At 62.3% G+C, this 19,253-nt stretch carries 15 protein-coding genes; 11 read left to right on the forward strand and 4 right to left on the reverse strand.

Annotated features, from left to right (window positions below; genetic code table 11):
- Position 1: 1 nt before the first annotated feature.
- Entirely contained in the window at positions 2-817 is an 816-nt protein-coding gene (locus HH213_RS25350; protein ID WP_169114091.1) for a CheR family methyltransferase, read from the reverse strand.
- A gap of 2 nt (positions 818-819) precedes the next feature.
- Positions 820-2,517: a methyl-accepting chemotaxis protein gene (locus tag HH213_RS25355; RefSeq protein ID WP_169114092.1), complete on the reverse strand. Its 1,698-nt coding sequence runs from the start codon at positions 2,515-2,517 to the stop codon at positions 820-822.
- A 324-nt stretch (positions 2,518-2,841) separates the two neighbouring features.
- Between HH213_RS25355 and HH213_RS25360 the strand changes: the two genes are divergently transcribed.
- The 5 genes from HH213_RS25360 to HH213_RS25380 all read left to right on the forward strand — a co-directional run bounded on the left by HH213_RS25360 (position 2,842) and on the right by HH213_RS25380 (position 9,275).
- Entirely contained in the window at positions 2,842-4,923 is a 2,082-nt protein-coding gene (locus HH213_RS25360) for a 3-hydroxyacyl-CoA dehydrogenase NAD-binding domain-containing protein (protein WP_169114093.1), read from the forward strand.
- A gap of 182 nt (positions 4,924-5,105) precedes the next feature.
- Positions 5,106-5,771, forward strand: coding sequence for a PEP-CTERM sorting domain-containing protein (locus HH213_RS25365; RefSeq protein ID WP_110847843.1), 666 nt, complete (start codon positions 5,106-5,108; stop codon positions 5,769-5,771).
- Positions 5,772-5,938: 167 nt separating this feature from the next.
- A complete protein-coding gene (locus HH213_RS25370) occupies positions 5,939-7,279 on the forward strand; it encodes an alpha/beta hydrolase family protein (protein WP_169114094.1) in 1,341 nt (446 codons plus the stop codon).
- 49 nt (positions 7,280-7,328) lie between these two features.
- A complete protein-coding gene (locus HH213_RS25375) occupies positions 7,329-8,504 on the forward strand; it encodes a sensor histidine kinase (RefSeq protein WP_169114095.1) in 1,176 nt (391 codons plus the stop codon).
- The gene (locus HH213_RS25380; protein ID WP_169114096.1) at positions 8,505-9,275 is read left to right on the forward strand and encodes a LytR/AlgR family response regulator transcription factor; all 771 of its coding nucleotides are present in this window, start codon (positions 8,505-8,507) and stop codon (positions 9,273-9,275) included. It begins immediately after the preceding gene.
- Between the two features lie 534 nt (positions 9,276-9,809).
- Here the strand turns inward: HH213_RS25380 and HH213_RS25385 are convergent.
- Positions 9,810-11,507, reverse strand: coding sequence for an MFS transporter (locus tag HH213_RS25385; protein WP_229263152.1), 1,698 nt, complete (start codon positions 11,505-11,507; stop codon positions 9,810-9,812).
- Positions 11,508-11,709: 202 nt separating this feature from the next.
- Between HH213_RS25385 and HH213_RS25390 the strand changes: the two genes are divergently transcribed.
- The 6 genes from HH213_RS25390 to HH213_RS25415 are packed head-to-tail and all read left to right on the forward strand — an operon-like array spanning position 11,710 to position 17,939.
- A complete protein-coding gene (locus tag HH213_RS25390) occupies positions 11,710-12,888 on the forward strand; it encodes an acetyl-CoA C-acyltransferase (RefSeq protein WP_169114097.1) in 1,179 nt (392 codons plus the stop codon).
- A gap of 5 nt (positions 12,889-12,893) precedes the next feature.
- Complete coding sequence (locus HH213_RS25395; RefSeq protein WP_169114098.1) at positions 12,894-14,735, forward strand: acyl-CoA dehydrogenase; 1,842 nt, start codon at positions 12,894-12,896, stop codon at positions 14,733-14,735.
- Positions 14,736-14,770: 35 nt separating this feature from the next.
- Positions 14,771-15,550, forward strand: a complete 780-nt coding sequence (locus tag HH213_RS25400) for an SDR family oxidoreductase (protein ID WP_110847851.1) — start codon at positions 14,771-14,773, stop codon at positions 15,548-15,550.
- Entirely contained in the window at positions 15,547-16,551 is a 1,005-nt protein-coding gene (locus HH213_RS25405; RefSeq protein WP_169114099.1) for an NADP-dependent oxidoreductase, read from the forward strand. Before HH213_RS25400 ends, HH213_RS25405 begins: the two co-directional genes overlap by 4 nt.
- A 2-nt stretch (positions 16,552-16,553) precedes the next feature.
- Positions 16,554-17,474 (forward strand): SDR family oxidoreductase, encoded by a 921-nt coding sequence (locus HH213_RS25410; protein WP_169114100.1) that lies wholly within the window; start codon positions 16,554-16,556, stop codon positions 17,472-17,474.
- A 39-nt stretch (positions 17,475-17,513) separates the two neighbouring features.
- Complete coding sequence (locus HH213_RS25415; protein ID WP_110847854.1) at positions 17,514-17,939, forward strand: GNAT family N-acetyltransferase; 426 nt, start codon at positions 17,514-17,516, stop codon at positions 17,937-17,939.
- Here the strand turns inward: HH213_RS25415 and HH213_RS25420 are convergent.
- A complete protein-coding gene (locus HH213_RS25420; protein WP_169114101.1) occupies positions 17,936-19,249 on the reverse strand; it encodes a hypothetical protein in 1,314 nt (437 codons plus the stop codon). The two genes, HH213_RS25415 and HH213_RS25420, sit on opposite strands and share 4 nt — an antisense overlap.
- Positions 19,250-19,253 lie beyond the last annotated feature (4 nt).

The raw sequence follows: 19,253 nt of genomic DNA on the forward strand, positions 1-19,253 counted from the left end.
CCTATTCCATTCGATAAATCATCGGCCGGTCGAACTGGTAGGCGGTGTTGAGGCCAGTGATCGATTCGGATTCGCCCACAATCATGATTGCGTGGGATGCCATACTCAAACGCGCTTGCTGGAGGATGGTCTGCTGCTGTTCCTGATCGAAATAAATCAGGACATTGCGCAGGAACACCAAGTCAAACTGTTTGGCGGGCTTCAAAGGAGTCAGCAGGTTATGTTGGGCCAACTCCACGTTTTTTTTCAGTGCATCGACTACCCGCAAGCCGTTGGCGCTTGGGCGGAAATACTTTTTGACCCAGTCCGGATGGGTGGACTGGATGCGCTCGACCGAGCGGCCGGTGTACTGGCCGTCGCGCGCCAGCGCCAGAATCTGCTGCGAAATATCGGTCGCATGGATCTGGTAACCGAAGCCGGCATTGGCCGCGGCGAATTCCTCGCACAGAATCGCCATCGAATACAGTTCCTCGCCGCTGGACGAGGCTGCGGACCACACCTTCAGGCGCTTGCCCGGATGCGCGGCCCACCACTGCGGCAGGAATTCCTTCTCGACGTAATCCCACACTTGCGGCGTGCGGAAGAACAGCGTGTCGTTGGTGGTCACCAGATCGATAAAGTGCGGTACCTCGGCGCGGTCCTGTTCCACCTTGTCCAGATACGCCTGGTAACTGCCCAGGTTAAGCGCCTGCACGCGCGGGCGCAGGCGCCGCTCCAGCAGCACGCTCTTGCGCTCGGTCATGGCGATGCCGGTGTGCTTGCGCACCAGCGCGATCAGCGCGCTCAGCGTCGCAGGGCTAAAGCCGGTGGCTTCCATGGTTACACCAGGAAGCCGGAAACCGTTTTATTCAGATCGCCTGCGCGCTGGTTCAAGCCTTCCGTCGAGCGGGCGATGCTGTCGCAGGCGGCGGCCGATTTCTCGGCCTCCTCGGCGATGTACTGCACCGCGGTGCTGACTTCGCGCGCGGTCAGCAGCTGCTCGTTGGTGGCCTTGGAAATGTCGGAAATCGCCTCGGTGGTGCGGTGCACCCCGCTGAGGATCTTGTCGAAGGCGTCGCTGGCCTGGCGCGAAATCTCGCTGCCGGCCGAGACCCGCTTGACCGACTCGTTAATCAGCTTGGAAATTTCCTTGGTCGCCTGCGATGAGCGCTCGGCCAGCTTGCGCACCTCGTCGGCCACCACGGAGAAGCCCAGGCCATGTTCGCCCGCGCGCGCCGCCTCGATGGCGGCGTTGAAGGCCAGCATATTGGTCTGGTTGGCGATGTCGCTGATGACTTTGACGATTTCGCCGATGTCTTCCGACGAGCGGTTGATCAGGTCCATCGCCTCGATCGACTTGGCCACTGCCTTGGCGCCGATTTCCGCCTCGTGCTGCGTCTGCTTGGCCATGGTGTCGGCGTCGGTGGTGTTGCCGGCGATGATGTTGATCGAACTGGTCAGACCGTCGATGGAGGCGTTCATTTCCTCCACGGTGGCGCCCAGCGCCTGGGTGCCGACCGCCACGCCATTGCTGCGCTCCGAAATGGTGGTGGATGCGTCGGCCAGGCCGCTGGCCGACATCACCACATCACTGATGACTTTACGCAAGTCGGCGATCATCTTGCTGATGCCGCCGGCCAGCAGGTCCAGCGGTTCGTCGCCTTCCACCAGCACTTTGCTGGTCAGGTCGCCGTTGGCCGCATGCTCGACCGAGTCCAGCAGGCGGGCGATTTTCTCGCCGTCCGACTTGGCCTTGGCGGCGACAGATTCCTCCAGCGCGACCTGGGTGGTGATATCGCTTGCATATTTAACTATTTTGTATGGCTTGCCATTTAAATCCAGAATCGGATTATAGGTGGCCTGAATCCATACCGTTTTCTTATTATTGCCAATTCGTTTATAGCGACCACTGTCAAACTCGCCACGATTCAGTTTTTGCCAGAAGCGCTTATATTCGGCACTCGCCGCATATTCGGGATCGCAGAACATCCGGTGATGCTCGCCCTTAATATCATCAAGGAAGTAACCCATGACGTCGAGGAAGTTTTCGTTGGCGGCCAGCACATGGCCGCTCATGTCGAACTCGATTACCGCCTGCGCCTTGCCGATGGCGCTGACCTTGCCTTCGTACTCGGCGTTGCGCATGCGGTTGTCGGTGATGTCGGTTGCGAACTTGATCACTTTGTACGGCTTGCCGTCGGCGTCCATGATCGGATTGTACGAGGCGTTGATCCAGATTTCACGGCCGCCCTTGGCCAGGCGCTTGTATTCGCCGTGTTCGTATTCGCCGGCGCCGAGCTTGGCCCAGAACTGTTTGTAGACAGGGCTGGCGGCAAAGTCCGGTTCGCAGAACATCGAGTGATGGCGACCCTGGACCTCGTCCAGCGAGTAGCCGAGCACGCGCAGGAAGTTGTCGTTGGCGTGCAGGATCTTGCCTTCCAGGTCGAATTCAATCACCGCCTGCACCCGGTTCAGTGCCGCGTGAATAGCTTGCAATTCAATATCCTGGACGTTGATGATCTGGCTCGGTGCGTTCATGGAAATCCCTATCCAATATATAAAATAAATGCCCAAATATCATTGGTATTATTAATCGTGATATTTGGTGAGAATTAATATGATATTCGGGGGCGGGGAATATGCGGCTTTGGTTTATTATTTCGTCTAATTAAAATCGAAGCAAGCTGAGCACTGGATAAGCAGGGTAAATTGTCCCTTTGAAGCAACAAAGACGGGGCCGCTTCACTGCGTTACAAAGTTTCCTCTACGCATGCAAAACCCCTGAAAATAATAATACGGTCGTTCTTTTTATGCGGTATAGTTATCAGGTAGCCCACCCTACTAAAATCATAAGGAAGAGACATGACTGCTGAATACCAAGTGCACGGCGCAGTGGCCGTCATTACGCTGAACAATCCGCCGGTCAACGGCATGGGCCTGGTGACCCGCACCGCCGCCGTCAACGGCATCCAGCGCGCGCTGGCCGATGATGCGGTCAAGGCGATCGTCATCACCGGCGCCGGCAAGGCCTTCTCGGGCGGCGCCGACATCAAGGAGTTCAACACGCCGCAAGCGCTGGCCGAACCGAGTCTGCACACTTTTATCGCCACCGCCGAAAGCTCGACCAAGCCGGTGGTGGCGGCCATCCACACCGTCTGCATGGGTGGCGGCCTGGAGCTCTCGCTCGGCTGCCACTACCGCGTGGCGTTGCCCGGCGCGCAGATCGCGCTGCCGGAAGTGAAGCTGGGCCTGCTGCCGGGCGCCGGCGGCACCCAGCGCCTGCCGCGCGTGCTCGGCCTGGAGCCGGCACTGAACATGATCGTCTCCGGCAACCCGGTGCTGTCGGAAAAACTGCCGGCGCTGTTCGACGAAATCTTCGCCGCCGATGCCGACCTCTTGACCTCGGCCGTGGCGTTTGCCGAAAAAATCGCCGATGTGCGTCCGCTGCCGAAAGTACGCGACCGCAAAGTCGATTACCCGAATTACGAAGCGTTCCTGCAATTCTCGCGCAACACCGTCAAGGCCATGGCAGGTCCGTTTCCGGCGCCGCTGGAGTGCGTGGAAACCGTCGCCGCCTCAGTGACGATGAAATTTGAAGACGGCCTGAAGTTCGAACGCGATCGCTTCCTGCACCTGATCCAGACCACCGAATCGAAGGCGCTGCGGCATGCCTTCTTTGCCGAGCGTGTGGCCAGCAAGGTGCCCGATGTGCCGGCCGATACGCCGGTGCGTCCGATCAAGTCGGCCGCCATCATCGGCGCCGGCACCATGGGCGGCGGCATCGCCATGAACTTCCTCAACGCCGGCATTCCGGTCAAGCTGCTGGAAACCAAGCAGGAAGCGCTGGACAAAGGCATCGCCACCATCCGCAAGAATTACGAAAACACGCTGAAGAAAGGCAAGCTGACCCAGGAAAAACTGGACCAGCGCATGGGCCTGCTGACCAGCACGCTGTCCTATGAAGAAATCGGCCAGGCCGACATCGTGGTGGAAGCGGTGTTCGAGGAAATCGGCGTCAAGGAAGCGGTGTTCCGCAAGCTGGACGAGGTGATGAAGCCGGGCGCTATCCTGGCAACCAATACCTCGACGCTGGACGTCGACAAGATCGCCAGCTTCACCAAGCGCCCGCAAGATGTGATTGGCACCCACTTCTTCTCGCCGGCCAATGTGATGAAGCTGCTGGAAATCGTGCGCGGCAAGGAAACTGCCAAGGACGTGCTGGCCACCGCGCTGACCTTGTCCAAGAAACTGAAGAAGACCGGTGTGGTGTCGGGCGTGTGCGACGGCTTCATCGGCAACCGCATGATCGAACAGTACAGCCGCCAGGCCGGCTTCCTGCTGGAAGAGGGCGCGCTGCCGGAGCAGATCGACAAGGCGGCCGAGAAGTTCGGCTTTGCCATGGGACCGTTCCGCATGGGCGACCTGGCCGGCAACGATATTGGCTGGGCCATCCGCAAACGCCGCTACGTCGAGAAGCCGGAAATCAGCTACTCCAAGACTGCCGACCTGTTGTGCGAGATGGGCCGCTACGGCCAGAAAACCGGCGCCGGCTGGTACGACTACAAGGCCGGCGACCGCAAGGCGTATCCGAACGAGCAGGTCAACGCTATGATCGTCCAGCACTCGGCCGACCTCGGCATCACGCGCCGCAAGATCAGCGATCAGGAAATCGTCGAGCGGCTGGTCTACGCGCTGGTCAACGAAGGCGCGCTGATCCTGGAAGAGGGCATTGCCTTGCGCGCGTCCGACATCGACATGGTCTACCTGACCGGCTACGGCTTCCCGCTTTACCGCGGCGGCCCGATGTTCTACGCCGACACGGTCGGCCTGCCGAATGTGCTGGCGGCGATCCGCAAATATGCCCAAGGCCATCAGGGCCAGGCATGGCAGGCGGCGCCGTTGCTGCAAAAACTGGCGGCGGAAGGCGGCAGCTTTAATAGCTGATCGACGCCTGCTCACATGCCATAAAGAAATTTTAGTGGCATGTGAGCATTTTCTAAAAAACTCGGCTATAATTTACACAACAGCAGTTCATTCCTTCGACGCCCTAAAAAACGGATCGATGATGAAAAACCGGCCTTCCTATCGACGCCGGCAACTTCACCAATCATTTTTAGAGGCTACCCATGAAACGCATCGTCATCACCGCCGCCCTGGCAATCGCAGCATTCGCCGGCTCGGCGCAAGCCGCTACCACCACCATCACCGGCCTGAAAAACACCGGCGTTGGTACCAGCGGCGACACCGACACCAATTACAAGCTGACCTCGGCCAGCAGCGACACCGCGATCGGCAACACTTCGCCATTCATCACCTACGACAATCAGTGGCCGGTAAGCCCATGGTTGGCCAACAGCGTCGACTCGAAATGGATCACGCCGACCAGCACCCAAGGCCAGACCTTTGACGCCTGGAGCGCCGGCACTTATACCTACACGCTGTCGTTCGACCTGACCGGCTACAACGCCACCACCGCCTCGTTCGCCGGCCGTCTGGCGGCCGACAACGCCGTCACCGTCAAGCTGAACAACCAGGTCATCAGCACCGCCGCCGGCTTTACCGACTGGACCTCGTTCAATGCCGCCAGCGGCTTTGTCTCCGGCGTCAACAAGCTGGACTTCGTGGTCACCAACTGGCAGCAGAACGGCGGCAACCCGACCGGCCTGCGCGTGGAGTTCGGCACGTCGAGCATCGCTGCGCCGGTGCCTGAGCCGGAAACCTACGCCATGATGCTGGGCGGCCTGGCGTTGATGGGCGTGGTCGCCCGCCGCCGCAAAGGTAAAGCTGTCTGAACCGAGTACGTTACCGCAAGTTCAACCGCCCTCCGGGGCGGTTTTTTTATTCGTGACCGGAAAACAGGGGCTGGTGACATCGCCGGGCGGATTGGTCGCATATTGTTGCGCGGAACTTGCCGTTTGGCTAAGGTAGAGCCTCCTTCAATTCCGGAAAGCGCAACAGCATGAAGACCTTCTTCGGCGGCCTGGCCGTCATCGTGGCCTTGGGCCTTGCCGTACCGGCCAGCGCGGAAGACGCGCAAGGGCAGTGGAGCGGCGTGATCGCCGGCCAGTTGACCGTGGTGCTGGACGTCAGCAAGAGCGCCGACGGTCAATGGCAAGCCACGATGGCCAGCCCGAGCCAGTCGTTCTCGGCCAAGGTCGAGCAGTTGACCACCGACGCTACGCATCTCAGCTTTGCGCTGCCAAAGCTGAACGCCAGCTATCAGGCCACGTGGGACGATCAGGCCAAGGCCTGGACCGGCACCTGGACCCAGGGCCAGCAAGCGCCGCTGACCCTCAAGCGCGTGCCGGCCGGCGCGGCCGCAGTGACGGCGCCGTCACGGCCGCAGGAAAAAGCCATCGCCGCCGCCGTCGCGACCTACACCAGCGCAGAGGTCAAGTTCGCCAGCTCGGCCGCCGGCGTGCAACTGGCCGGCAGCTTGGCCGTGCCGAAAGGCGCCGGGCCATGGCCGGCAGTGTTGCTGGTGCATGGCTCCGGACCGAATACGCGTGACGAAGAAGTCTTTGGCCACAAGATTTTCCTGGTGCTGGCCGACCATCTGGCGCGCCAGGGCATTGCCGTGCTGCGCTACGACAAGCGCGGCATCGGCGCTTCCAGCGGCGACTACAAGACCGCCACCACACACGACTTTGCCGACGACGCGCAAGCGGCCGTCAACTTCCTGCGCACCCGGCCGGAAATCAACGCCCGCCACCTCGGCATCATCGGCCACTCCGAAGGCGGCCTGATCGCACCGATGGTCGCCGCGCGCGACCCGCAACTGGGCTTCGTGGTGCTGATGGCCGGCCCCGGCGTGCGCGGCGAATTGCTGATGGTCGAACAGCTGGCGTACCACAGCGAGGGCGACAAAGCCGCCAGGCAGCGCGCCATGAATCAGGCTATGCTGGCCGCCATCGTCGCCGAGCGGGACCCGGAACAGGCGCGTATCAAAGCCCAGGCCATCCTCGAACAGGGCGAACGTGACGGTCTGGTGGTGCAAGGCGCGGCGGCGCTGGAGGCGAAAACCTTCACTACGCCATGGTTCCGCACCTTCCTTATTCTGGAGCCGGGACCGGCCCTGCGCGCCATGCGCCAGCCTGTCCTGGCGTTGAATGGCGAACTGGACCGCCAAGTGCCGGCCAAGCTTGACCTCGACGCGATGCGCATCGCCCTGGCCAACAACCCACGTGCCGTGGTAAAACAGCTGCCCAAACTGAACCACCTGTTCCAAACCGCGACCACCGGTGCGCCTGCCGAATACGGACAGATCGAGGAACGCTGGCGCCATCGGCGCTGGCCGTGATGTCGGACTGGATTCGCAGCCAGGTCCAGTAATTTTCTGAATGCAAGTGATGAACAGACCCACCGTAACAGACGCCGCCAACGAACAGCCGATTCCCGCCCGCCTGGCCGGGCAACTGGCGGGCTGGTCTGCCAAAGCGCGCCAGTATCCAGTGTTCAGCCGCACCTGGTTCGTTTACCGCGCGCGCTCCTTCCTGCTGCCGGTGCTGAGTTTTACGCTGTTCTTGCTGGTGCTCTCCAGTTTGATTCCGTCGGTTTATTCCAAGCCGGCCGAGTTGCTGGCACTGTTCGCCGTCTGGCCGCTGGTGGTGGTGGCGCTGTTTCTGGGGCGTTGGCTGGCGGTGCTGGTGTGCCAGCGCGGTTTGCCGCCACGCCGCGAACTGGCCGGCGTGCTGGTGGGGATGCTGGCTGGCGTGCTGGTGGCCGGCTATATCTCACAGTTCACCCGTGTGCAGAACTCGCCGTCGGAACGCCTGCTCAACGGCATCGTCTGGGCGTTTGTATTGCTGTGGCTGGGCGGCATGGGCGACCTGATCGCCTACCTGCGGCAGCGCCGTCGTCTGCAAGATGCCCATCTGTTCGACCAGATGGAGCGCTACAAGGACGAGCGCAATCAGGTGGCGATGCGCTTGTCGCTGCTGGCCAGCCAGGTTGAGCCGCACTTTTTGTTCAACACCCTTTCGGGCGTGCGCGCGGCGATCATCAGCGACCCGGCACGTGGCGTCGCCATCATCGATCACCTGGTCGACTACCTGCGCGCGACCATCCCGCAGATTCGCGACGACGGAGCGCAACTGCTGGTGCCGCTGGCGTCGCAGCTGGACGCGGTCAGCGCCTATCTCGGCGTGATTCATACCCGCTTGCCACGGCTGGCGTTCCGCGTCGATTGTCCGGACGAACTGCGGCACTGCGCCGTGCCGCCGCTGATGCTGATCTCGCTGGTGGAAAACGCCGTCAAGCACGGCATCGAACCGAAGAAAGGGCCGGTGGAAATCGTCGTCAGCGTCAGCCGGCGCGACGAGCAACTGGTGCTGGCAGTGGCCGACGATGGCGTCGGCTTTGGCGGCGGCGTGAGCGGCAGCGGAATTGGCCTCAGCAATATCCGCGAACGGCTACAACATCTGTACCAAGGCCAGGCGGCGCTGATGCTGACCGCGCGCGAGCAGGGCGGACTGCAAGCCAGCATCAGCCTGCCTGTGCAAGCTTTGCCAACCAAGGAGTATTGAATGCCCACCGCAATGATTGCCGATGATGAAGACCTGCAACGCGGCGACCTGCGCCGGCTGCTGGCGCAGGTCTGGCCGGAACTGGACGTCGTGGCCGAATGCGAAGATGGCGACGAAGCGCTGGCCGCCATCGCCGCGCACCGGCCCGACATCGCCTTCCTCGACATCCGCATGCCCGAACTGAGCGGGCTGGACGTGGCGCGCGCCAGCGAAGGGCGCTGCCGCGTGGTATTCACCACCGCCTACGACGCCCACGCCGTCGAAGCGTTTGGCGTCGGCGCGCAGGATTACCTGCTCAAGCCGATCGCGCTGGACCGCTTGACGCAGACGGTGGAACGGCTGCGCAAGCAACTCGCGGCGGGCGCCGCCATGCCCGACCTGCTGCGCATGATGGGCGAGATGGACCGGCACCTGCGCGTGAGTGCGCAGGCGGAGCGTATCCGCTGGATCAGTACCAACAGCGGCAACACCATCAAGATATTCCCGATTGAAGAAGTGCTGTTTTTCGAATCGGACAGCCGCTACACGCGCGTGGTCAGCGCCACCGATGAAGGGCTGGTGCGGACCCCGATCAAGCAACTGCAACAGGGACTCGATCCGGGCCAGTTCTGGCAGATACACCGTGGCACGCTGGTGGCGGTCCGCGCCATCGCCCGCGCCCGCCGCGACGAAGCGGGCGCGATTACCGTCGAACTGCGCGACCATTCGGAACAGCTCAAAGTAAGCCAGACCTACGCCTGGCGCTTTCGCAGCGACATCTATTTGGGCTAAGCAATTTGGGGTCAGTTCTGCGGCAGTCCTGGGTCAGGAGGGAACCTATTTGCTTGAGCTGGCACGGTATATTGTGTTGAATCCGTTGCGAGCAGGAATGGTGACGACCTTGGACGAATGGCAGTGGAGCAGTTATGCACTAACGGTCCAGCATCAACCTGCGCCGCCGCCCTGGTTGCAGGTTGAGTGGTTGCTAAGCCAGTTTGGCGCCACGAGATTTCTGGCTCAGCATTATGCCGAGCCGTCCAAAGATCGATTAAGCGAGGTCACCCGAGTCCATCGCCGAGCGTTGGCACTGTCGCTCGCCGACTATCAATCTAAATTCCCCGGTCGCGATCAAGCAATATTGCAAGCGTATTTGTCTACGGCTTATACGATGAAACAGATTGGCACGTACTTCAACGTATCCCACCGCACCGTTAGCCGGATCGTGGGCAGATTGGAGGGGTTACCCTCCAGCCCGTGTGCATTTGGCAGAATTGACCCCGAATAAAAAACCGCCCGAAGGCGGTTTTTTAACGGAGCGATGCAGATTCAGTCGGCCGCGTAAATGTTGTTGTCCTTGGTCTCGCCAACAAACACCGCGCCGATGACGACGGTGATCAAGGCGATAATGATCGGATACCACAATCCGTAGTAGATGTCGCCCTTGAACGCCACCAGCGCGAACGAGATGGTCGGCAGCAGGCCGCCGAACCAGCCGTTACCGATGTGGTAAGGCAGGGACATCGAGGTGTAGCGGATGCGCGTCGGGAACATCTCCACCAGCATGGCGGCGATCGGGCCGTACACCATGGTCACATACAGCACCAGGATGAACAGGATTAGCACCACCATCGGTTTGTTCATTTGCGCGTCATCCGCCTTGGCTGGATAGCCGGCTGCCTTGATGGCGCCGCCGACTTCTTTCTTCAGCGCGGCTTCCGTATCCTTCGATGGCTTGTCGAAGTTCAGGCCATCCGTCGTCATGACGGCGTTGAACGACGAGATTTCCTTTTCGCCGACCTTGATCTTGGCCACGCTGCCAGCTGGCGCGTCTTGCGTGGTGTAATTCACCGAGGCGTTGGACAACATGCCGGTGGCGATGTCGCAAGACGATGGGAACTTCTTGGTGTTGGTCGGGTTGAACTGGAAGTGGCACGAAGCCGGATCCGCAATCACCACCACCGGCGAATTTTTCAGCGCGGTTTCCAGCTGTGGATTGCCGTAGTGGGTCAGGGCGCCGAACAGTGGAAAGTAGGTGGCCGCCGCCAGGATGCAGCCGCCCAGGATGATCCACTTGCGGCCGATCTTATCCGACAGCATGCCGAAGAAGATGAAGAACGGCGTGGCCAAGGCCAGCGACAGGGCCGTCATGATGTTGGCGCTGGCGCCGTCGATCTTCAGCACCTGCGTCATGAAGAACAGTGCGTAGAACTGGCCGGTGTACCACACCACCGCCTGGCCCATGGTCAGGCCGATCAGCGCCAGGATCACCACTTTCAGGTTTTTCCATTGGCCAAACGCTTCGCTCAGAGGCGCCTTCGAGGTCTTGCCTTCAGATTTCATCTTGGCGAAAGCCGGCGATTCATTCATCGACATGCGAATCCACACCGATACGCCCAGCAGCAGCACCGACACCAGGAACGGCACGCGCCAGCCCCAGGCGTTGAAGGCTTCCTCGCCGATGGCGGTACGCGTGCCCAGGATTACCAGCAGCGACAGGAACAGGCCCAGGGTCGCGGTGGTCTGGATCCATGCGGTGAACGAACCGCGCTTGCCTTGCGGCGCATGCTCGGCCACGTAGGTCGCTGCGCCGCCGTATTCGCCGCCCAGCGCCAGCCCTTGCAGAATCCGCAGCCCGACCAGCACAATCGGCGCCGCGATGCCGATCGCCGCGTAGCCCGGCAACAGCCCGACAATAAATGTGGAGGCGCCCATGATCAGGATGGTGATCAGGAAGGTGTATTTACGGCCGACCATATCGCCCAGGCGGCCGAACACCAGCGCGCCGAATGGCCGCACGATGAAGCCGGCGGCGAACGCCAGCAGCGCGAAGATGAACGTAGTAGTCGGCTCGCCAATAAAGAACTGCTTGGCGATGATCGGCGCCAGCGCGCCGTACAGATAAAAGTCATACCACTCGAATACGGTGCCGAGCGAGGAGGCGAAAATCACCTTGCGCTCTTCGGCCGTCATCGGCGTGGCCTGCTTGGGTAGGTTGCGGGTATCCGCGGTACCGCTATTTGCCATGATGTGTCTCCTTTGGTTTTGTAGGATGTTTTGTCCCCAGCTGAGATAGTTACTACTTCGTCAGCTTGATCCGAGTTTGGGCGCTGAACCTTACGCGATGCTTTCATGAGGCTTACGCGAAACTTACAATAAATTTTGCGAACGACCGTACTAAAACTATGCTATTCTGGATTGATAACACCTTCACTATAGGAGACTCCTCATGATCGATGCCGTCATTGTTTCTACTGCCCGCACGGGTCTGGCCAAATCCTGGAAAGGCGCGTTTAACATGACGCACGGCGCCACCTTGGGCGGCCATGTGTTGCAAGCAGCGATTCAGCGCGCCAACCTGGAAGCCGGCGAAGTGGAAGACGTCTTGGCCGGCTGCGCCAATCCGGAAGGCGCCACCGGCGGCAACATCGCACGCCAGATCGCCCTGCGCGGCGGCTGCCCGGTCACCACCGCCGGCATGACCATCAACCGTTTCTGCTCGTCCGGCCTGCAAACCATTGCCACCGCCGCCCAGCGCATCATCGCCGGCGAAGGTGACATCTACGCGGCCGGCGGCGTCGAGTCGATTTCCTGCGTGCAGCAGGAGATGAATATGCATATGTACAAGGAAGTCTGGCTGTCGAAAAACAAGCCGGAAATCTATTGGCCAATGCTGCAAACCGCAGAAACTGTCGCCAAGCGCTACAACATCAGCCGCGAGCGCCAGGATGAATACGGCGTGCAGAGCCAGCAGCGCGCCGCCGCCGCCCAGGCCGCCGGCCTGTTCAATGCCGAAATCGTGCCGATGACCACGATCATGGGCGTCGCCGACAAGGCCACCGGCCAGCTGCTGTCGCGTGAAGTGACCATCTCGGCCGACGAGGGCATCCGTGCCGATACCACGTATGAAGCCGTGTCCAAGATCCGCAGCGCGCTGCCAGGCGGCGTGATCAGCGCCGGCAATGCCAGCCAGTTCTCGGATGGGGCCTCGATGGCCATCGTGATGAACGCGCAGACCGCCGCCGCCAAGGGCTTGCAGCCGCTGGGCGTGTTCCGCGGCTTCGCCGTGGCCGGTTGCGAACCGGATGAGATGGGCATTGGCCCGGTGTTCGCCGTACCCAAGCTGCTGAAGAAAGCCGGCCTGAAGGTCGAGGACATCGGCCTGTGGGAATTGAACGAGGCGTTTGCCGTGCAGGTGCTGTATTGCGCCGACACGCTGGGCATCCCCATGGACCGTCTCAACGTCAACGGCGGCGCGATTGCGGTCGGTCACCCGTATGGCGTGTCCGGTGCGCGTTTGGTCGGCCACGCGCTGATCGAAGGCAAGCGACGCGGTGTGAAATATGTGGTGGTCACCATGTGTATCGGTGGCGGCCAGGGAGCGGCAGGCCTGTTCGAAGTGGTGTAAGCGCCATGCGCTCGACCATTCTGTCGCGCCGCGACCTGTCCTTCATGCTGTACGAGTGGCTGGACGCGGAGGCGTTGACGCGCCGCGCCCGCTTTGAGGACCACAACCGCGAGACCTTCGACGCCGCGCTCGATACGGCCGAGCGTCTCGCAACCGATCTGTTCGCCAACCACAACAAGAAGGCCGACTCCAACGAGCCGCACGTGGTGGACGGCAAGGTGCAGATCATCCCCGAGGTGAAGACGGCGCTGGAAGCGTTTTCGCTGGCCGGCCTGATGGCGGCCGGCCAGGACTACGAGCGCGGCGGCATGCAGCTGCCGGTGGTGGTCGAGAAGGCGCTGGCGGCGTATTTCACTGCCGCCAACGTCAGCACCTCGGCCTATACCTTCCTGACCATGAGCAACGCCAATACCTTGCTCAAATGCGCGACGCCGGCGCAGATTGAAACCTACGTCAATCCGATGCTGGCCGGCCGCTTCTTCGGCACCATGTGTTTGTCCGAGCCGCAGGCCGGCTCCAGCCTGTCGGACATCACCACCCGCGCCGTGCCTGACGGCGACCACCAGTACCGCATCACCGGCAACAAGATGTGGATCTCGGCCGGCGAGCACGAACTGGCGGACAACATCGTGCACCTGGTGCTGGCCAAGATTCCCGGCGACGATGGCAAGCTGATTCCCGGCGTCAAAGGCATCTCGCTGTTTATCGTGCCGAAATACCTGGTCAACGATGACGGCAGCCTCGGCGAGCGCAACGACATCTCGCTGGCCGGTCTTAACCACAAGATGGGCAATCGCGGCACCACCAATTGCCTGCTCAACTTCGGCGAGAACGGCGGCGCCATCGGTTACCTGGTCGGCAAACCGCACCACGGCCTGGCGAATATGTTCCACATGATGAACGAGGCGCGCATCGGCGTCGGCCTCGGCGCGGCGGTGTTGGGCTATACCGGCTACCTGCACGCGCTTGACTATGCGCGCAACCGTCCGCAAGGCCGCCACCCGGCGCAGAAAGACGCCGCGCAGCCGCAACTGCCGATCATCCAGCACACCGACGTGCGGCGCATGCTGCTGGCGCAGAAGGCTTACGTGGAAGGCGGCCTCGGTCTGGTGCTGTACAGCGCCAGACTGGTCGACGAGCAGAACACGGCCGAAACGCCGGAAGCCCGCGAACATGCAGGCCGGCTGCTGGATTTCCTGACGCCGATCACCAAGTCGTGGCCATCGCAATGGTGCGTCGAGGCCAATAGCCTGGCGATTCAGGTCCACGGCGGCTACGGCTACACGCGAGAGTATAACGTCGAGCAGTTTTATCGCGATAACCGCCTGAACGCTATCCACGAAGGCACGCACGGCATCCATGGCCTGGATTTGCTGGGCCGCAAGGTGAGTCTGCAGGAAGGCGCGCTGTTCCGTGCCTTTGCCGCCGAGCTGCGCAAGACGGTGCGCAAGGTGCGTGGCAGCGTCGGTGCGCCGGATGCGGTCGGTCCGGGGCTGGCCACCATCAGCGTCGAACTGCTGGCGCACGCGGATGCACTGGAGCAGTCCTGGCAGGGCGTGGAAGAAGTCACGCAGAAGTTGTATGCTGTCGGCGATTTGAACAAGACGCTGGCCAACGCCAGCCTCTATCTGGAAGCGGTCGGGCATGTGGTGGTGGCGTGGATCTGGTTGCAGCAAGCGTTGCTGGCGGCGGCGTCGCTGGCCAGCGGCGATACAGATTTCTATCGCGGCAAGCTGCAGGCGTGCCAGTATTTCTTCCAGTGGGAGTTGCCCAAGGTGGGGCCGCAGCTGGCGCTGCTGGCCAGCATAGACACCACCACGCTCGATATGCAGGACGCCTGGTTCTAATCAGGAATAATCAAAAAAACCAACGAGGAGACACGATGCGTACTACCCAAGAATTGTTTTCACTGGCCGGCAAGACCGCGCTGATTACCGGTGGCTCCCGCGGCCTCGGCCTGCAAATGGCGCTGGCGCTGGGCGAGCAGGGCGCGAAGGTCGTCATCTCGGCGCGCAAGCAAGCCGAACTGGATGAAGCCGTCAGCTTTCTGACCCAGCGCGGCATCAGCGCCCACGCGGTGGCCGCCGACCTGGCGCAGGACGCCCAGGCCGAAGCGCTGGTCGACGCCGCCATCGGCCACCTCGGCCATATCGACATCCTGATCAACAACGCCGGCGCCAGCTGGGGTGCGCCGGCCGAAGACCACCCGGTCGAAGCCTGGGACAAGGTGATGGACCTGAACATCCGCAGCATCTTCGTGGTGTCGCAGCTGGTGGGCAAGCGCTCGATGATCCCGCGCCAGTCGGGCCGCATCATCAACATCGCCTCGATCGCCGGTTTGGCCGGCAACCCGCCGGGCACCATGCAGACCATCGCCTACAACACCTCGAAAGGCGCGCTGGTCAACTTTACCCGCACGCTGGCCGGCGAATGGGGCCGCCATGGCATCACCGTCAACGCGCTGGCGCCGGGCTTCTTCCCATCCAAGATGACCAAGGGTTTGCTGACCGCCATGGGCGACCAGTTGATCGGCCACGCGCCATTGAACCGTCTCGGCGACGACGAAGACCTGAAAGGCGCAGCCGTGCTGTTCGCGTCCGACGCGGGCAAGCACATCACCGGCCAGATCTTGGCGGTGGACGGAGGCGTGTCGGCGGTATGAGTATTCCCGAAACATACCAGCGCATCGTGCTGGCCGAACGTCCGCGCGGCCCGGTCAAACCGGAGAATTTCCGGCTGGAGACCGTGCAGGTGCCGTCGCTGGCCGACGGCGAGGTGCTGATCCGCAATCACTACCTGTCGCTGGACCCGTATATGCGCGGCCGCATGAGCGCGGCCAGGAGCTACGCCAACTCGCAGCAGCTGGACGACACCATGATCGGCGGCACGGTCGGCCAGGTGGTCGCCTCACGAAACGATTTCTACCAGGTCGGCGACTACGTCAACGGCATGCTGGGCTGGGCCGAGATGGGCGTGTCGGATGGCCTGTTGCTGCGCAAGCTCGACACCACGCGCATTCCGCTGTCGGCGTTTCTCGGCGTGGTCGGGATGCCCGGTATGGCGGCTTGGTACGGATTCAACCAGATCATGGAAGCGGCGGCCGGAGAAACCGTGGTGTTGTCGGCCGCCAGTGGCGCGGTCGGCAGCGTGGTTGGCCAGCTGGCGCGGCTGCGCGGCTGCCGCGTGGTCGGTATCGCCGGCGGTGCGGAAAAGTGCGCCTACGTGGTGAACGAACTCGGCTTCGACGCCTGCGTCGATTACAAGGCCGGCAACCTGGAGACCGACTTGGCCGCCGCCACGCCGGACGGCGTCGACGCCATCTTTGAAAACGTCGGCGGCGCCTGTCTGGATGCGGCACTGGCCCGCACCAACGCCTTCGCCCGCATCGCGCTGTGCGGCTTGATCGCCGGCTACAACGGCGCCGACATGCCGATCAAGAATGCGCGGGTGCTGTTGATTAATCGCCTGACTGTGCGCGGTTTCATCGTCACCGAGCACATGGAGTTTTGGCAGCAGGGCTTGCAGGAACTGGCCGTGCTGGTTGCAAATCGTCAAATCAAATACCGCGAATCGGTGGCGGACGGCCTGGCTGCCGCGCCGGAAGCGTTCATGGGCCTGCTGCAAGGGCGTAATTTTGGCAAACAACTGGTGAAGCTCATTTAAAAATGAAAACATTCCGAGACAAAGTCGCCGTCATCACCGGCGGCGCAAGTGGTTTGGGCCGTCAATTCGCAAACATTGCCGCGCGCGAGGGCATGAAGCTGGTGCTGGCCGACGTGCAGGCCGACGCGCTGGAGCAGGCCACCGCCGAGTTGCGCGGACAGGGCGCCAGCGTCATTGCGCAGCTGTGCGACGTGCGCAAGGGCGAGCAGGTGCAGGCGCTGGCGGATGCTGCGGTGGCCGAGTTCGGCGCCGTGCATCTGCTGTTCAACAACGCCGGTGTTGGTTCGGCCGGGCTGATCTGGGAAAACACCGAGGCGGATTGGGAATGGGTAATGGGCGTCAACGTCTGGGGCGTAATCCATGGCGTGCGCATCTTCACCAAGCTGATGCTGGAGGCGGCTGCGAAAGACGCGTCGTTTGAAGGCCATATAGTCAACACCGCCTCGATGGCCGGCCTGTTGAATGCACCGGCGATGGGCGTCTACAACGTCTCCAAGCACGCGGTGGTGTCGCTGTCGGAAACGCTGTATCACGACTTGCAGCTGGTCGGTGCGCCGATCGGTACTTCGGTGCTGTGTCCGTATTTTGTGCCGACCGGTATCAGCCAGTCGCACCGCAACCGTCCGGAAGACGTGCGCATGACGGCCGGCCCGACCGCCAGCCAGATCGCCGCGCAGGTAATGACCGACAAGGCCGTTTCTTCGGGCAAGGTATCGGCCGGGGAAGTGGCGGAGATTACCTTCAAGGCGATTGCCGGCGGCCAGTTTTACATCTACTCGCATCCGGATGCGCTGGCTGGCGTGCGGCTGAATCTGGAGAGTGTGGTGGCCGGCACCAATCCGCCGGACCCGTATGCTGCGACGCCGCAAATCCGTGAGCTGCTGCGGGCCAAAATTCAGGGTGCTTCCAAACCGCTGGGCTGACGTACTACAATCGTGCTTTTGCTGAACAGGATCACAACGATGAGCAAGCACGAAATCAAACTGGGCGACTGGGGCACGCTGAGCGCCGACGCCAAGGCCATCCGCACCGAAGTCTTCGTTGAGGAGCAGGGCGTTCCTGCGGAGCTGGAAATGGACAGCATGGACGCGCTGTGTCTGCACGCGGTGGCCTACGAGGCCGACGGTACGCCGGTCGGTACCGGTCGCCTGCTGCCGGACGGTCACATCGGCCGCATGGCGGTGCGCAAATCGGCGCGCGGCAGTGGTGTCGGCGGCGAGTTGTTGCAGGCTTTGATGGTGCAGGCCAAGGCACGTGGCGACCTGCTGGTGGCGTTGAGCGCGCAAACGCACGCGGCGCCGTTCTACCAGCGTCACGGCTTCGCCATCGAAGGCGAGGAGTTCTACGAAGCGGGCATCGCCCACATCAATATGCAGCGCAGCTTCTAAGCAAGCAGCTGGGCGATGCGGGCCAGCGGCGCGGCGACGTCGATGTCTGGCGCCACGCCCTCGTGCAGGTCGGCGATCATGCGGGCGCTGAGACACAATCGCAGCGCTCCGGCCGCCGCCGGCTGACCCAGCTGATAACGGCGCGTACCAATGGCCGGCAGTTGCAGCTGAAGATACACACGGCGCGCCTCGGCGGCATCCAGCAGGTGGCCATCAGCGCTACGCAGCGTGAACGGGAAGATGGTTTGCACGCTGTCCCAGCAGGCCGGCACACCAAGCGCCGAGCGGTCGATATCACTGACGGCCAGCGATATGAACGCCTCATTTTGCGCCAGCCCGCGCCCCACCGCATCTTCAAAGTGCCTCACCCAGTGCAGGCGTGCCGTCTGCGGCACAGCAGCAAAACGCTCCATTTCCGTCAGCGCCGCCTCCCACCGCAGCAGCATGCCGAAATTGGCATGGCTAGTGACCGCCTCCACCGCATTGGCCGCTATCGCGCGCGGCAGCAGCAGGGCGCCGCTGAAGGTCGGCCCGGTCAGGAACTTGGAACCAGTCAGCGCCAGCATGAAGCCCTGCGCCAGATACGCCCGCACCGTCACCGGGTCCAGCCGGAACTGGCAAGCATCGACCAGCACATCCAAGTGATCCGGCCAGCGTGCGCGCAGTGCTTGCACCGAGGCGATCGACGGCGTAATCAGGCCCGTCTTGCTGACATCGGTAAGCACCAGTAGCACCCGTTGCCCGCGCGAAGCCGCCTCATCAACGATGGCGGCGTACTCGGCATCGACCTCGCCGGCGTCGCGCAAACTGCCATCTGCATGCCGCACCGCCACCATATGCGGCGCACCCTGGCGCGGCCCGAGCAAGGCCAGCGGTACGCCGCTGCCGGTCTCGGCGCGATCAATCAGCACCGTGCACTGCGGCTGCCGCAGATTGGCGACCAGCATGAACAGATCGGTGCCGGAGGGTGCCAGCAGCGTCATCGGACTGTCTTCTGGCGCGCAGCCGCAGTAGGCCAGCAAGCGCTGCCGTACAGTGGCCAGCGCCTGCCGGTAGACCACCCGTTCCGGCTCCCTCCGCATGGCTTGCACGCAGCGCTGCCGCAAAGCATCGGCGGCCTGGTAAGCATAAGGGGAAATATGTGAGGCGGTGGACGAGCCTAGCGATATCAGGTCAGTGTCCGGCGTTGGCCGGCAGCCATAGCGGGAGCGGCCGGTGCCGGCATCCAGCGCCAATCTGTCGTCGCCGCCGGCAAGCAGCAGATCGTGCGTCGGGGGAAGCTGGTGCAGATCGGCGGCGTGCTTGATCAAGTTG

This window comes from Duganella dendranthematis, from assembly GCF_012849375.1.
In the GTDB taxonomy this organism is placed as follows: Bacteria; Pseudomonadota; Gammaproteobacteria; order Burkholderiales; family Burkholderiaceae_D; genus Rugamonas; species Rugamonas dendranthematis.